A 15,732-nucleotide genomic window follows, 5' to 3' on the forward strand; every position below is an offset into this window, starting at 1 on the left:
GACATATTTTACCCTTCAATACGGGTATACTCATCAAGTATGCCCTTTAGCCAATCAAGTTTAAATGGTTTACCAAGAACGCTACTAAACCCTTGCTCTAGGTAATACTCTACATCACTATCAAACGTATTAGCAGTCAAAGCAATAATCGGAGTATTGGGGGCAAGCCCTTCTGTCCTGATGCGCTGCAGTGCTTCCAGACCATCCATCACGGGCATTTGAATGTCCATAAAAATAATATCGAAACTTTTTTGTCGAAGCATATCTAGACATTCTTGACCATTATTCACCGTTGTGATCTCGGCACTCAACGTCAGCAGCATCTTTTCTGCCACAATCTGATTCATGCGAATATCTTCAACCAGCATAGCTGAAACCTTTCGTGGCTCATATCCCATAGAGGGAGGTATTGAGCTTGGTTCAGGTGTACCCTGCAAGCAGCTAACTAAACTCAAAAGATCGTAAGGTTTGCTCAGCAGCCTGGCATTATCCATAAGAGGCAAAGGCGTATTAACGTGGCCATAAACTAAGATGGATTCTGGCTCAACCTCAACAAATTGATTGAGTTTCTCATCCAACTGCTCACCATTACTAAGATAGTACAGTAAGGTGGTCCCCTGTGAATCATAAAGACCAAGTTCCTCTAATTCACCAATGATCAACGAGCGTACATCTTGGTTACTGGCAATCACTTGTACAAATTTTTTGTTCTGTAAAGGGTTAAGTAAGAGTTTCTCTTTTATCACCTCTGTCGGAATATTAACGCTAAACTCACTGCCGGCACCAAAAGTACTATTCACTTGTATCGTACCGCCAAACATCGAGACTAAAGACTGGCAAATAGACAAGCCAAGTCCTGTCCCACCATATTTACGAGTAATAGAGTCATCAGCTTGGGTAAACTCTTGAAATACTTTATCAAGCTGCTCTTGAGTCATACCTATACCACTATCCTTGACTCTAATATTGAGTTGAGTTTGTCCGTCTTCCCTTGCGATAGAGATGGACATATCTACCAGTCCCTTTTCAGTAAATTTAAGGGCGTTGTAACCTAAATTATTAATTATTTGCACTAGTTTGGTCTTATCTGAGCGAATTTTGTAATCACTTTTAAGTCCGGTAGAAAAGAACACCTCAACGTCGTGTTGCTTATCAAAATTAATAAATACCGTTTTAGACACATCGATAAGTTCACTGAGATAAAAATCGTCGTTGGATAACGTCGATTTACCCTTCTCAATTTTACTTAGGTCGAGAACATTATTAATCAATTTAAGAAGGTGCTCACCGGAGCTATTAATCATTGATAAAAAGTGGCGAGTCTGCTCATCTGATGATTGGTAATACTCTTTTTGACTCAGACCAATAATTGCGTTTAATGGAGTGCGCATTTCATGGGACATATTAGCCAAAAATCTTGCTTTAGCATTGGCACTTTGCTCGGCATTCTTTTTGGCCTCTTCCATAACTTGGGTTTTTTCTTCTAAGTCTTTCCCTAATCTGATTTGATTTAAGTACATCCAAGAGATCACACCGACCATTAACATCGAGCATAGGAAAATGATCCCCAAATAAATATATTGTTTGTTATAAAATGACTCTTTAAAATTAAGAAATTCAGCCTGCCTCTGCTGGACATTGTTAACAAATCCAGACAAGTAAGCATTCAATCGCGTGTATGCTTTATCAAATGCAGATATCACTTGTTGAGCTGCTTGGATATCACCTAGAGTGAGCTTATCAATGTCATCAAAAGCCTCCGAAACAAAATGGTTAATCTGCCGGAGTTCATCCACATCACCATAATTTGAGTGTAAGTCTATCGTCCTCTCAGCCAGTAAATCATGATAGATACTCGCTCGGAACACTTTCGATTTAAACTTAAGCTGGAGTAGATGTTTTTTGTCTCTGTGGGTGGTGTAGGTAAGAATTGCCGCTTTTACGGTTAATAGCTTGGTTTTCGCTGTGATGTTGTTGTTAATGATAGTGACATAAGGTTCAGGTGCAACATTCTTAATTTTAGAGACTGAGAAAAAAACGTAAATAATCACTAACAGAAGCACAAGGGATAACGCTGAGATGATAGCGACAAAATGTCGTCCTCTTTCCCAAAAACTTGCCCCCATAATCGCTACTCGACAATCAAATCTCGCACCTGCCAGACTGACAAACCATAGTACAGGTCTCTATCAAGCTCTGGGTGATCAACAAATGGAAAAACAATAAAAAATGGCCCTTTACCATCAATAGTCATCTTAATACCATCTTCATGTGTTGCCAGCAAAACGTCATATTTTTTAATATCAGCAATGGAAATACTCACTACATAATCGTCCCAGGCAATCACTTTAAGTGACGAACCTTTTGCACCAACATAGTCCAACAATGCACTTAACTTAGGTCCTTTGTATTCTAAGGGCTCAGCAACAACATGGTTATGGGTTGTAATGACACCTTGTTGTAACTGTTTAATCATTTTAGTATCAAATTCAACACCACTAGATGTGTTTGACTCGGTAATTTTGCCAGAGACCCAAAGTATTGGATCTCCTTCTGGAGGAGGCAGGGCATGTACAATATTAGCGAACATTACCCCAATACTCAGCAAACTGACAAAAACGACTTGGCGCATAAGAAACCCTCAAAAGTGCTTTAATTATCATTAATTTTTTTATATATTTATCGTTTAGTATAGCCAAAGAATCACTACTACTCTTGACTTCACTCAATTCCAATGATTGATGCCAAATACAACACATCAGAATATTTAAAAAGTAGTGCCATGATTTTATTGACTTGTAGAAATAGAAGCACCTTGAACAACCCATAACTGGATCAAGGCACGCTCTTCATCTGTCATTTGAGTTAAGTTACCTGGTGGCATCACTTGGGTCTGTACCGCTTGAATCATAATTAAAGGTAGGTGGTGTAATATATCTTGTGGTGAGTCTAATTTTACGCCAGCAGGTGCGACCGAAAATGCCTGATGTGCAGGAGTTTGAGAGTGACAAACACCACAGCGAAGTTGAATGACCTTATTTACCCTAGTAAAGCTAACGTAATTATCTTGAACTTCATCCCTCATTTCCGTGGAGTAGATTTTTTCTAAACTATCCATTTGGAACATCGACATTGACGATGTATTAGTCATATAAGGAGACGATACAAAAGCTAATGCTATTATTCCTAAGGCTGATGCAGGGATCGCCCAAACAAACTTTTGACTGCTATGGCGGGTATTAAAATAATGGCGCAGCAAAATGCTAAGAGCAGACAAACCCGCTAGAATCGCCCAGTTGTAACTGGAGCCATAAGTGCTGGGAAAATGATTACTTATCATAATAAACAAGACAGGTAGCGTCATATAATTATTATGCCGAGAGCGGAGTAGCGCTTTAGCAGGCAAGGACGGATCTGGCTGACATTGCTGCTTAATCGCTTGGACCAAGTCACGCTGAGCCGGCATAATAACCCTAAACACATTACCGACCATGATAGTACCAATCATGGCACCAATATGAATGTATGCTCCTCGACCACTGAAAACTTGAATTAAACCATAACTGGCGCCAACAAAAAAAACAAACAACGTAATGGCCAGTAATATCGGCACTTGTTTAAGCGGTGAATTGCATAATCGATCATAAATAATCCACCCAATAAAAAGAGAACCAATACCTATAGAAATAGCCCCTACTGGTGACAACTCTGAATCAGGGGACATAAGATAAAGCTCAGCATTAAAATAGTAGATAACACACAGCAACATAACGCCGGTTATCCAAGTAAAATAAGCTTCCCACTTAAACCAATGCAGATGCTCTGGCATTTTATCTGGCGCTAGCTGATATTTTTCTAGATGATAAATACCTCCCCCATGTATTGCCCACAAGTCACCCGAGAGCCCTTTTTTCGGATTGATTCGATTAAGGTTGTTTTCCAGCCAAACAAAATAAAACGAAGCTCCAATCCAAGCAACACCAACCACCATGTGAGCCCAGCGAATCACTAGATTCAACCATTCTGTTACATGAGGATCCATATTGTTCTCCTATTTAACGCCGACTTAAATCAAGTCAAAGTATTAGGGAATATCTGCTAGATGAAGCTCAACCAAATCTTTATCAAACATCACAGTTTCACAATTACTCCCTTTTCCATCACGATCAACAACCAACAACTGATCACCCTCAACCAGAGTAAGCAGAGGGTGATGCCAAACACCTTTAAAGTAATTTACGCCTTGATGACCATTAGTAACAAAAGCTCTACTCTGGGAAAGTGTGGGAAAATCCCCCTTAGGTGCAACAACAATTAAAAATGGATGTCCATCAAGTGGGATAAAGGCCTGAGTTCCAAGTGGATGACGCTCAAGTATTTTGATAGTGAAAGGGTAATTGGGTAATTTTGCTTTAAAGATACTGATAACCGCATTTCCGTCTTCATCATTTACATCGGATACAGCCAGTTTATGGTAACGGCGTGCCATACCATCATTGATGATCGAATAATCACGATTTTTTATCTCAATGACTTCACCAAATTGAGCAAACGTTTGTGCCGTTAGTGGCTCTATTTTTAACCGACCCAGTTCACATGCCATATCTGTCTAGCCCGTTAAGCCTTAGTACCAAATAAACGCAAGCGACTGATTCCCCCATCAGGAAATATGTTCAGACGCACATGCGTAACAGGACCCAAATTAATCACCTCCGAGGTAAATTCATGAATGTCATCCGCATTGAGTTTTTGAGCAGGAAGTAATTCAGACCAAAACACGCTTTGATTTATCAAATCTTCATTACTCTCTCCTTCAAGATAGGCAGCCTGAACCGAACAGCGGTCTGGGAAGTTACCTTTGAAATTTCCTGTATCGACAACCACACATTCTATGTTTCCAGCATGGCCTAATTCAACAAGTACCCAGTCATTACCCGGCGTTCTCCTACGAGCCGTTTCCCACCCATCACCCATGTTTTCACCCCGACCAATGCCAAGGATATTCGACTTATTGCCAAAATGTTGATCGCTGCATGACAATGCACGCCCACCATTTTCAACCGCAGCAAGGTCCACTCTTTGCCTATGATCCAATCCTTGCCAATCGACACTCGGTCGGCCATAAACACGTAAACGAGCTACGCCTCCATCTGGATATATATTAAGGCGTAAGTGAGTGTATACTTCGTCGCTATCTATTTTCTCAACGTGGTGAGTGTTACCGTATAAATTCATTTGGGGTAGAATTTCTTTCCACTGGGTCAATGCACATGGATCGCCATCAGGCCAATAACAAGCATCGATAGATGCCGCGGGTGGAAAGTTACCCGTAAAAAAAGAAGTATCGACATCAACACCCGCCACCATTCCAACTAAACCCAAGCGAATGATACAAAAATCATGGCCTTCTTCACGCTTTCGGCGACTTTCCCAGCCATCCATCCATTTTCCATTTTCATCATAGATACCTTCCCGCCATTTAGGGGCCTCACGACGTATTAATCGGCTTTTGTCAGCAAAAAAATCATCCGTGGCATAAATTACCTGAGCGCCAAGCTTTTCATCAGCAAGGTTGATATAATGTTCAAACTCTAACGACATGGCTTTATCCTCACGAATTGACTTCACATCAACGTCATCAAACACTTCAAAAAATATTGATTTTATTACATATCTTGTAATCTCAGTAATGCAATCTTGTTGACTTCTTCAAGGGCAAACACAAATTCCGTCTTAACGTCATTGTTAATTCTGTTATTGAAAGCATCGAGAATTTGCTTTCGAGTTGCCCCTTTCACCGCCATGATGAAAGGAAAGTTAAAACGGCTTTTGTACAAGTCGTTATAGAGAGTAAATTGCTCAAACTCCTCAGTAGTGCATTGACTAAGTCCAGCTCCCGCCTGCTCAGCCAAAGATGAAACACTCAGATCACCACTAATGGCAGCCCGACCTGCAAGATCGGGGTGTGCGCAAAGAACGTCTAATTGCTGATGTTTTTCTGCCTCGATTAATACTTTTGCCATGCGTTGATGTAAAAACTCAACCTCATTATCTTTTTCACCGAGCCCTTGTTCAAATACCTTCTCAGCAACCCAAGGACTGTGTTCATACACTTCACCGAACTGATTAATAAATTCTTCGCGAGCCATGTCACAAGGAGCACAAGTACTAAACTGACGCATTTTATTCCCCTTTTGCCGCATTATATGGATGATATTGATGCCAGTGCCGAGCAATATCAACACGTCGACATACCCATACACTGTCATGAGATTGTACATAATCTAAAAAACGCTTCAGGGCCATAATTCGGCCCGGTCGGCCAATCAAGCGGCAATGCAACCCAACGGACATCATTTTTGGTGCGGTTGCACCTTCTTGATATAAAGCATCAAAGCTGTCTTTCAAGTATTGGTAGAATTGCTCACCACAATTAAAACCCTGCGCCGTAGCAAAACGCATGTCATTGGCGTCCAACGTATATGGAATCACAAGCTGTGGGCGCCCAGCCACCTCACACCAGTAGGGAAGATCATCATTATAGGCATCTGAGTCATACAAAAAACCGCCCTCCTCTGCAACCAAACGGCGAGTATTAGGCCCTGTTCTGCCCGTATACCAACCTAAAGGCCGGCTGCCCGTGACCTGTTCAATAATGTTTATTGCCTTAGCCATGTGCTCTCGCTCTAACGCTTCTTCCATATGTTGGTAATCAATCCAACGATAACCATGACTACATATTTCATGTCCAGCTTGAGTCATTGCTTTCGCCACAGCAGGGTGGCGCTCAATGGCCATGGCGACGGCAAACACAGTCAACGGAAATTGGTATTGCTCAAACAAACCTAAAATACGCCACACCCCCACTCTGCTACCATATTCATAGATTGATTCCATACTCATATGACGAGCACCTTGAATGGGCTTAGCGGCGGGGATTTCAGACAAAAAGGATTCAGATTCATCATCACCGTGTAAAAGGCAACGCTCTCCCCCTTCCTCATAATTTAGGACAAATGACAATGCGATACGGGCTTTACCCGGCCAATGGGGGGTTGGCGGGCTCGAACCATAGCCAATCAAGTCTCGGGCATAGTCCTCATCCATATCGGCTCCTTGACATTCACACGACCAAAATATTTATTAACCCTATAAATTTAGCCTATTAGGTAAAATGTGAAATAACGGAAACAGTTATTGCCGGGTGAGAGAGGCAAAAAGCAGGTTTTGCATTGTGATTAAAAGTCATTTGAGTGCATTCTCAAATGTAAAACACACTAATGATAGATTTAACTTTATAATGAGCTTCTTTGATATTCGCAGAGTAAGAGCTGAGCCCCCCTCTTACCCTCTTCAATTGATATCTACTATCACAGCAGGTCGTTATTATGAAAATGTTATCCTCATTATTTGCATTTTGTTTTGGGATTCTGACAATTCATCAAGCGTGTTCTTCAGATAACGATCCATTTTCTGAAGCAAAAAATAACGAGCAAAGCAAATTGTTCTCCGACTATGCCAAGTTTTACACTGAGGCTCAAGAACACTTGGAGAATATCATCAACTCAAATGTCAATTCAGACTCCAAAAAGATTGAACAGCTATCTTCTGTGTTTGTCGATGTACCTTACGTTGCCAATCAATTAATTGGCGACCACCAAACGAAAGAGCAACTGGTGATCAAATTTGGTGAGCTCGATTGCTTTACATATCTAGATTATGTTGAAGCCTTACGAAAATCCGATCATTTAGAAGAGTTCAAGTACCATTTGATCCAAACTCGTTACATCGAAGGTAAGATACACTTTCTAAATAGACGTCATTTCTTTTCAGACTGGGTAAACGAAGAAACGTACAATGCGACCGATGTGACTACTGAGTTATCTAATTTATCGATAAGTGTGGTTAAAAAGCTCAACCAAAAAACCAGTGGTGGTGTGTACCTTGTTGGTCTGCCCATAAAAGAGCGAACCATCTCCTATATCCCTAGTGACAACGTCGATGAAACAGTACTGCAAAACATGCAAAATGGTGATTATGTCGGCGCTTACACAGATATCGCAGGCCTTGATGTCACTCATACAGGAATATTTATCCAAACGGATAACGGACCCGTTTACCGCAACGCCTCTTCCAAACGCGCCAACAATAGAGTCGTAGATACGCCGTTTCTTGACTACATCAAAACCATACCTGGTATAGTGGTATACAGAGCCGTCGACTAACAACTAGCCCATAGTTGGGCGAGCATTACTTATAAACAACTCTGGTGCTTCTAAATCCATGAGGGCAACAGCACATAACTCAAAGTGCGGCAAAGTCGCTTGGTGATCACACAATCAGCTCAGGTATTTTGAATCAAAATTGGACAGAAGTCATTTAGAGTGGTTGTTCTAAATGGCTTCTATCAGATCAGAAAAGTATCTGGAAAACTAAAATGTTTGTACAGATGTTACTTAAGAGGGTACTACCCAACCCTAGAATACTCAGCAATAGTCAAACTATCAGCCTCTTTTCCTGTTATTTCTCCTATCCAATGATCAACAACAGAAGTTCAATGAATTAGGCGAACTCGTGTAAATAAAATGATAGTGTAATTACGCAAATGTAAATCTGGTGGTTATTTGGATAAATAAACATTAACTAACTTTATTCAAAGATACTTCTGATCAATCATTACGGAGAATTATAATGGCACATCCAATTATCGCAGATCTCAACAAGCGTTACACAACCAAAAAATATGATGCTAGCAAGCGTATTTCAGCAGAAAATATGCAAATCATCAAAGAAGCCCTTCGCCTATCTGCATCTTCAATTAACTCTCAACCTTGGAAATTTATTGTTATTGAATCTGACGAAGCAAAAGAGCGTCTCCACGGTACGTTTGCTAACAACTTTCAGTTCAACCAACCGCATGCAAAGGAAGCTTCACATACAATTCTTTTCGCCTACGATCCTAAGTTTACCAAAGAGAAGTTTTCAAAACGTGTAGATGCCGAAGTATCTTCAGGTCACTTACCTGCGGACATGTACGATCAATTCATGGGCGCTTATCTGTTCGCGGAGATGTGTACTGACGAGAATGGTTACAACGGTGGTTGGACTAAAGCACAGGTTTACATTGCCGTCGGTAACCTACTGCATACGCTTGCTCGTTTGGGTGTTGATTCTACACCAATGGAAGGTGTAGACGCTGAGCTAATTGGTAAAGAGTTTGAAGCTGAGCTTGATGGTCACGTATGTGAAGTTGCGGTTGCTCTTGGTTACACTAAAGCAGATGAAGACTACAACCACGGTTTACCAAAAGCGCGTCTAGCATTGGATGATGTACTGATGACTCTATAATTTATACAACCTAGGTTGATTCGTTAAGCTTCAACATTGCTCATGTTGGAGCTTTTTGGGGATGCAGTAACAATAGAGTTTAGCTGCATTGACGGCTTATTGAATGAGTGTAATTTTATAACTGACTATGTTGTTGATAGGACGCTTTGGGGCAAAGATGAGTCAGGTAAGATTTGAGTTAACTCGAAGATGGTGAGTTTCAACGTCCATGCCCCCTAACAAAGTATGAAATACGTTGTAATGGGGTTAGGTTCCCTTTTTCTATACATGAGAGATTCCCCCCTCAGCATCAACTGTTACTCCAGCTGTGCGATGAAATAGAGGTGAGCATTTCATCACACTTTACTATCTCATATAATTTAGTATCAGGCTGTCCACTACTGGGGGGGTCATTTGGGCTAGAAAAAAGCCTCAAGAAAGAGGTTAGATTGAAAATAATTTCGTAATATCTTCATTAATGGAAGAGATCCGGTGGTCTTTCATAAAGCTATAGTCATGTACCGATATGGCCACAATTTTGTCTTCCACTGTCGCTGTAAAATGTAGTGATAGCTTTCGGCTTTTAATGATAGTTTTGCTTATTCCTATCGTAACTCTATCAAACTCAAATACTTCTCTCTTAAACTTAATAGATGCCTCTGTTAATAGTGTGCTGTAGCCGTGTATGTTTCCTAGACTCCAACCGTGCTCATTTAGGTAACATGACAGGTGATCGGTGATGTATGCTAGAAACATATGATTTGATAAGTGATTACCTGCATTTAAGTCGGTAAATCGAACATCAAATGTTTTTATAAATTTATTTACTTTCATATAAATTATTTGTTAGTTATTAGTAATAAATGGGTGATTGATTAGCTTCTTGAAGAAAACGGATAGAAGGTGAAATAATATTTTTACTGTATGTAATCACATCACAAATATTGATGTTATCTCTATGCATCATTATATTATACAGTGAAGTGTATCTGAAAATTTCATTTCTAATATCAGTTATTGTTTTGAAGTCATTTAAAATGTCTTGAGTGAAAATTTTGTTTTGACTGAAAGAACTGAAGTTAAGTCCTGTGATGAAATTATACTTTAAATTAGCAAAGCTTAACCCATAATCGATATTGTGCTCCCTTCTTGTTCCTGATATTTCTTTCTGACTCTCATGATAAAAAGCTGTATAGGTTCCGCCAAACTCTTCAACTGTATACTTATGAACGGAAGAAAAAAAATCATCGACTTCAGGTATTAATGATAAATCAAAACTAAGCATAGGGTATACGTATAACTTCTATGGTTTCATCATTAGTCCACCATTGGACTGCAGCACTTCCCCAGTAATGTTCTTTTGGGACGCCAAATAAAAAATACTGTCAGCAATATCATGTGCTTCTGCAATACTCTTAATTGGTATCTGTGATTTGAGAACGTCGGAGTTAGTTAGATCTTTAATCATGTCGGTGTTAACAAAGCCCGCTGCAATACAGTTTACGGTAATACCTTTGTCAGCGTACTCTAAAGCCGTGACGCGACTAAAAGCTTCTAGACCTGCCTTTGAAGCTGCATAAGCAGCAAAGCCTTTTTGTGGATATGAACTTAAGATGCTAGAAACATTAATAATTCGGCCAAATTTTTGCTTGGACATGTTTCTAATAAATTTCTTTGTTAATAGCATTGAGCCTTTTAAATTTACATCTAAAGTCTTTTCAAGTTGGGCTTCATCCATTGTTGATAATAATGAGATATGGGCAATACCAGCATTATTTATTAATATATCTGGCAATAAATATCTATCTTTGAGTTGGGAGTATAATTCATCAATACTTGAAGATTCAGTAACATCTAGCTTATATGAAATAAAACCATTTTGATTAAGATATTCTATATCACTACTTTTCCTAGCAGTTGCAATAACATTAAACCCTGACGATTTAAATATATTTGCCGTAGCTAGCCCGATACCTCGATTAGCTCCAGAAATAAGAACATTTTTCATTTTAATACCGTGATTGGCAGATTATTCTTTACATAGGTCATACATTACAGCAAGTTACGTAACATTCATAGGATTTGTTATGGGGTTTGTTATGGGATTTATTGATTAAATCAGCTTCTTAATGCTCTGATCCAAAGAGCTTTGTACACGTGACTCTCCCCCGAATTTAACTTGGCAGCTTACGGGCATACTTAACCCTATGACTTTGTTTATCGCTTTTACGTTCACCAATACTTCACCTACTTGTGTATTGTCATCATGCAGTGCTAGTTTTGGGTTTAAAGTCGATACATCACTGTTTTTGAAAAGGGGAAGCTGTGATGACCCGTTTCTTGCTTCCATTTTTCTAACTAACCAGTTTTCAAAGCATCAATGGTTTCATTTCGAGAGTAACCTTTCTCTCAATAACGGCAGAGTGCCATGATTTAGGTTTGACAGAACCCGTAACAGAAGTACGTCCTCTCTTACTCATGACTCAACCACAGACTTATAGTAGGGTTAAATAGTATGACTACCCGATCAGAAAAAACAAAGGCTGCCGAAAAAAACGTGCTGTTAAGTATCCGGCAGTATAGGGAAAATAGCGGGAAACCGAATGGCTGGGCCAATGACAACGGATGTGTCGTATAATGACCGCCAAAAACAGAAACGATACTAACCGTTATAAAAGAATGAGAGAATGAGAGAATGAATTTGGACGACCATCAAGTCACGCTTAGATGCCATGATTCGCACTATTCAGGTGAGGTTCATACTCACGATTTCGCACACTTAGTTTTTATTCACCAAGGCTGCCAAATTGTTTCCACTGACCAGCACAGTTTACTGTCAATGCCTGGTTCTTTGATTTACATTCCTCCGATGGTGCCGCATCGTGCCGACTTTCTTAAACAGTCACGCGTTTCCCTACTGCGCTTGCCATTGACATCGCTCCCCAGAATCACCGCAATATGTCTACTTGAAGTCTCCCCTATTGTGGCTCAATTGTTCCACCTCTGGGAACAAGGAGGTCCGGATAAAATGCTCGTTCATCACTATGTGCAGGTACTCATCGATCAGTGCCTTCAATGTCAACCGGCCAACAAGCCTCTGCTTGCAAAAGGGTATATGGACAGGCGCTTACTATTGGTCATCGAAGCATTATCAGACCAACCGAACATCAAAATGTCGATCTCAGACTTTTCTCAACAAACGGGGGCATCCGTTCGTACTTTAAACCGACTTTTTCTCTCCCATTTCAACGCATCTTTCCAAGAGATACGCAATAAAGTCATCATGGAGCGAGCTGAAAAAATGATTAATCAAGGCATGATCGCGACCGATGTTGCTTTTGATCTTAAATACTCAAGCCTATCCTCCTTCTCAACTGCCTTTAAAGAACATAAAAAAAAACCACGAAATAAAGCACATTGACGCGATTTGTAAACACCCTGTCGCTTTAGCCAAAACCTTGACGAAAAGAACGATCTAACATGGCACTCTGTTCTTAACCTTATGGGTAGACGAGTGTCTAAATTAACCACAATATTTATCAGTATTTTAATGGCATCGAGCTATTTTTTTGCCTCAAGCATGTACACACCAAGCTTTCCTGAAATTCAAAGCCAGTTGAACACATCTGAGGGACTCATACAGCAGTCATTAAGCCTTTTTTTTATCGCCTTGGCCTCTAGCCAGCTTATTTGCGGTCCTCTATCCGAACGCTTTGGAAGAAAGCCAGTCGCGTTAATGTGCTCAGGGGTGTTTGTCATCGGTTCTATAGTGTGCCTAATATCAGATAACATAGACACCTTGTTACTGGGTCGAGTGATACAAGGGCTTGGGGTCGGTGGCCTTTATCTGTTGTGCAGAACAATATTGCAGGATGTTTTCGACAGAATCCAGCTTATGGGGATACTTTCTTGGTATAGCGTTCTATTTATGAGCTTACCCGGCCTAACGCTCATTTTGGGGGGCTACCTCACTCATAATTTTAGCTGGAAAGGCAATTTTGTATTTATGGCAATCCTTGCCATCGCAACACTATTTGTGATCACCATCATCAAGCGTGAAACCATAAACCACAAAAACCCCGACGCGATAAAACCGAAACAGATAGTAAAAGACTATATATTCATATCATCGAACCCAAAATTCTTGTGTTATTTAGCGATGATGTTTAGCGGAACCAGTTGCCTTTTACTGTTCCAAGTCACGGGATCGTTTGTCGCTCAAAATCAATTTGATCTGACGGTTGCGGATTATGCTTTAGGGTCAATGGCTTTAATTGTGAGTAGCGTAGTCTCACGATTATTTTGGAGCCTGTATTTGAAGCAACGAATCAGCGAAAATATGACGTTAGTAGTTGGCTGTTTAACTCAGGTTTTGGGCTGTATTGTGACCACTTTAAGTTTGTTAATGCACAGCTACTTACTTATGTTAGTCGGCTTCACTGTGATGGCATTTGGGTGCGCTTTTTTGATGGCGATCGCTGGCGTTTCAGCCCTATATATGTTTCCAAATCATAAGGGACAAGTTGGAGCAATTTATGGTGCCTTACAAATGGTGGGAGCATTTGGTTTTACATTTGGTTTGTCGTTGGCACCAGCCACGCATCAGACGATGGTTTTAGCCAGCTGGATACTATCTCTTATTAGCATTAGCGCATTTGTCATCATATCCTTACGTCAAAGAACCGGTGTTGATATGCCATCTACTTAATATAGGGAGAGAGGGGCTCCGCCCCGAAATAGCATTCAAAATAGTATATCTGTAAGATCATAGCGATGTAGAGAATATACCCTTGGTACAATCTTGACGATTATGACAAGAAGGCTGGCACTCGCTAGTTTAGAGGTCGCTCGACTCCTCCCCTAAACTAGCAAATGATAAAAATAGTGGTTCACTCGGAGGAAAAGTGCATTTTATTCAAGTAAAGAGTAATAATATCACTTTAGTTTTACTGCTCGATGCAGGCCCTTCAGAAGCAAGTATTACATCGTATTTGTGCGGTGAAACCTCAGGTACTTTGTCTCGCTGATAATATATAACACCTCTGTGTATCCACTGCATTAGGACAAGATCGCAAACCCTTACTAACCACTTAGAATAATCGCCAAAAGGTGCCTGTCTCTGTAAGTTGACTGTAAGTAGAGGTAAGGGTCACACACTTTGTCTTATTATGCTCGTTCATCCTTGGTAGACTCCATAACCACATGAGTTGTGATCATGGCAACATGGGGGAGCATTCCAAGAGTATCAGAGTGAAATGCCTTATAGCTTTTTAAATCTGCAGTTTCTACACGTAGTAAGTATTCAAATCCCCCCGTCACGTTATGACACTCCACAACTTCATGTGATAGAGAAATGGCATCTTCAAAACTTTTCTGTGCTTCACTTGCATGTTTAGCAAGGCCGACTGTAACGTATGCAACAAAGCCGCGACCCAGTGTTTTATAGTCAAGTACTACACGGTAGCCTTTAATAATTCCTTTACTCTCTAACTCTTGAACACGGCGCAAGCATGCAGATGCTGATAGACCTATCTTTTGTGCCAGCTCTGCATTCGTGATCCTTCCATTACCAGTTAATTCTTGCAATATTCTGTCGTTATATCTATCCACACATCAACTTTATTGTTCCATTGGCCATTTAACAACAATATACGCAATCACATTTCGTGTAAATCGATATATAGTAGATTCATCAATTACATAAATCATTCTTTACCCAATAAGGTCAACCGATGAATAACCTATCAGATGAAACAAAAAAACGATTTGTTGCAATTTTGAATAAAAAAATGGATGTCGGACGTACATTCAATGTTCTTGGCCACATTAGCGTTGGCTTATCGAACTTACTGACGTCTGATGATGCGGTCTATGTGGACTATACAGATCAGGACAACAATCTACATCGTAATGTATCTCATTACCCATTTATCGTTTTGAAAGCAGACAACTCAAATAAAATTAGAAAGTTGAGAGAAGAAGCTATTACCCGAGGAATTAAATTCACCGTTTTAACCAATACCATGATTGAAGGCGGTTCAATAGTACAGCAGTCCAAAACAAAGGAGACACCAGAATTAGAACTGAATTACTTAGGGCTATGCCTATTTGGTGAAACAGAAGTAATTCGAGAGGTAACAAAGAAATTTAGCTTGTACAAATAAGCTAACTGATTGCATTGTGCTCCGTAATAATCATTCATAGTAACTTGGGCGTTAATTTAGCGGGTATTCATGTATGTCTAATATATCAAACTAACCTTCGAATATAAAGGAGCAACCTCAGCATTTACCAATGTAGGTGAGCACTATCTATTGTAGAATTTGGCAATCGCTACCACCTCTTTCTTTGTATCCTTTCCTTGCGTTGGTATTTGGTTATTGTTCGGTTCACTTCTTCGCTACT

At 40.1% G+C, this 15,732-nt stretch carries 17 protein-coding genes; 5 read left to right on the forward strand and 12 right to left on the reverse strand.

Annotation, left to right across the window (positions count from 1 at the left end):
- Positions 1–8: 8 nt before the first annotated feature.
- The 7 genes from OCV27_RS16195 to puuE form a co-directional block, all read right to left on the reverse strand.
- Positions 9–2,126, reverse strand: a complete 2,118-nt coding sequence (locus OCV27_RS16195) for an ATP-binding protein (RefSeq protein ID WP_125321003.1) — start codon at positions 2,124–2,126, stop codon at positions 9–11.
- Positions 2,127–2,131: 5 nt separating this feature from the next.
- Positions 2,132–2,632: a putative pterin-binding protein gene (locus OCV27_RS16200; RefSeq protein WP_125321002.1), complete on the reverse strand. Its 501-nt coding sequence runs from the start codon at positions 2,630–2,632 to the stop codon at positions 2,132–2,134.
- Positions 2,633–2,788: 156 nt separating this feature from the next.
- Positions 2,789–4,042 (reverse strand): urate hydroxylase PuuD, encoded by a 1,254-nt coding sequence (locus tag OCV27_RS16205; protein WP_125321001.1) that lies wholly within the window; start codon positions 4,040–4,042, stop codon positions 2,789–2,791.
- Between the two features lie 42 nt (positions 4,043–4,084).
- Positions 4,085–4,603, reverse strand: a complete 519-nt coding sequence (locus OCV27_RS16210) for an ureidoglycolate lyase (RefSeq protein ID WP_125321000.1) — start codon at positions 4,601–4,603, stop codon at positions 4,085–4,087.
- Positions 4,604–4,617: 14 nt separating this feature from the next.
- Positions 4,618–5,601 carry an allantoicase gene (alc, locus tag OCV27_RS16215; protein ID WP_125321023.1) on the reverse strand — a complete coding sequence of 328 codons (984 nt, stop codon included), beginning with the start codon at positions 5,599–5,601 and terminating at the stop codon, positions 4,618–4,620.
- 65 nt (positions 5,602–5,666) lie between these two features.
- On the reverse strand, positions 5,667–6,182 hold the full coding sequence (uraD, locus tag OCV27_RS16220; RefSeq protein ID WP_125320999.1) for a 2-oxo-4-hydroxy-4-carboxy-5-ureidoimidazoline decarboxylase: 516 nt from the start codon (positions 6,180–6,182) through the stop codon (positions 5,667–5,669).
- A gap of 1 nt (position 6,183) precedes the next feature.
- A complete protein-coding gene (puuE, locus tag OCV27_RS16225; protein WP_125320998.1) occupies positions 6,184–7,107 on the reverse strand; it encodes an allantoinase PuuE in 924 nt (307 codons plus the stop codon).
- 281 nt (positions 7,108–7,388) lie between these two features.
- On the opposite strand from puuE, the gene OCV27_RS16230 reads away from it, so the two are divergent.
- Together OCV27_RS16230 and OCV27_RS16235 are read left to right on the forward strand one after the other, a co-directional pair.
- On the forward strand, positions 7,389–8,225 hold the full coding sequence (locus OCV27_RS16230; protein ID WP_221740608.1) for an N-acetylmuramoyl-L-alanine amidase-like domain-containing protein: 837 nt from the start codon (positions 7,389–7,391) through the stop codon (positions 8,223–8,225).
- A 466-nt stretch (positions 8,226–8,691) separates the two neighbouring features.
- A complete protein-coding gene (locus tag OCV27_RS16235) occupies positions 8,692–9,348 on the forward strand; it encodes a nitroreductase family protein (protein ID WP_125320997.1) in 657 nt (218 codons plus the stop codon).
- Between the two features lie 423 nt (positions 9,349–9,771).
- On the opposite strand, the gene OCV27_RS16240 is transcribed toward OCV27_RS16235, so the two are convergent.
- The 4 genes from OCV27_RS16240 to OCV27_RS16255 all read right to left on the reverse strand — a co-directional run bounded on the left by OCV27_RS16240 (position 9,772) and on the right by OCV27_RS16255 (position 11,677).
- Complete coding sequence (locus OCV27_RS16240; protein ID WP_125320996.1) at positions 9,772–10,161, reverse strand: acyl-CoA thioesterase; 390 nt, start codon at positions 10,159–10,161, stop codon at positions 9,772–9,774.
- A 19-nt stretch (positions 10,162–10,180) separates the two neighbouring features.
- On the reverse strand, positions 10,181–10,612 hold the full coding sequence (locus OCV27_RS16245; protein WP_125320995.1) for a hypothetical protein: 432 nt from the start codon (positions 10,610–10,612) through the stop codon (positions 10,181–10,183).
- A gap of 18 nt (positions 10,613–10,630) precedes the next feature.
- Positions 10,631–11,335: an SDR family NAD(P)-dependent oxidoreductase gene (locus OCV27_RS16250; protein ID WP_125320994.1), complete on the reverse strand. Its 705-nt coding sequence runs from the start codon at positions 11,333–11,335 to the stop codon at positions 10,631–10,633.
- Between the two features lie 105 nt (positions 11,336–11,440).
- Positions 11,441–11,677: a hypothetical protein gene (locus tag OCV27_RS16255; RefSeq protein ID WP_125320993.1), complete on the reverse strand. Its 237-nt coding sequence runs from the start codon at positions 11,675–11,677 to the stop codon at positions 11,441–11,443.
- A 345-nt stretch (positions 11,678–12,022) separates the two neighbouring features.
- Between OCV27_RS16255 and OCV27_RS16260 the strand changes: the two genes are divergently transcribed.
- Both OCV27_RS16260 and OCV27_RS16265 read left to right on the forward strand, forming a co-directional pair.
- Entirely contained in the window at positions 12,023–12,748 is a 726-nt protein-coding gene (locus tag OCV27_RS16260) for a helix-turn-helix domain-containing protein (protein ID WP_125320992.1), read from the forward strand.
- A 93-nt stretch (positions 12,749–12,841) separates the two neighbouring features.
- Positions 12,842–14,035, forward strand: coding sequence for an MFS transporter (locus OCV27_RS16265; protein WP_125320991.1), 1,194 nt, complete (start codon positions 12,842–12,844; stop codon positions 14,033–14,035).
- 458 nt (positions 14,036–14,493) lie between these two features.
- Here OCV27_RS16265 and OCV27_RS16270 read toward each other — a convergent pair whose 3' ends face one another.
- Positions 14,494–14,937, reverse strand: a complete 444-nt coding sequence (locus tag OCV27_RS16270; protein ID WP_125320990.1) for an Lrp/AsnC family transcriptional regulator — start codon at positions 14,935–14,937, stop codon at positions 14,494–14,496.
- 122 nt (positions 14,938–15,059) lie between these two features.
- Here OCV27_RS16270 and OCV27_RS16275 point away from each other — a divergent pair, with 122 nt between their 5' ends.
- Positions 15,060–15,491 carry a DUF2000 domain-containing protein gene (locus tag OCV27_RS16275; protein WP_125320989.1) on the forward strand — a complete coding sequence of 144 codons (432 nt, stop codon included), beginning with the start codon at positions 15,060–15,062 and terminating at the stop codon, positions 15,489–15,491.
- The last annotated feature ends 241 nt before the right edge of the window (positions 15,492–15,732 follow it).

The organism is Vibrio pectenicida (assembly GCA_024347015.1).
In the GTDB taxonomy this organism is placed as follows: domain Bacteria; phylum Pseudomonadota; class Gammaproteobacteria; order Enterobacterales; family Vibrionaceae; genus Vibrio; species Vibrio pectenicida.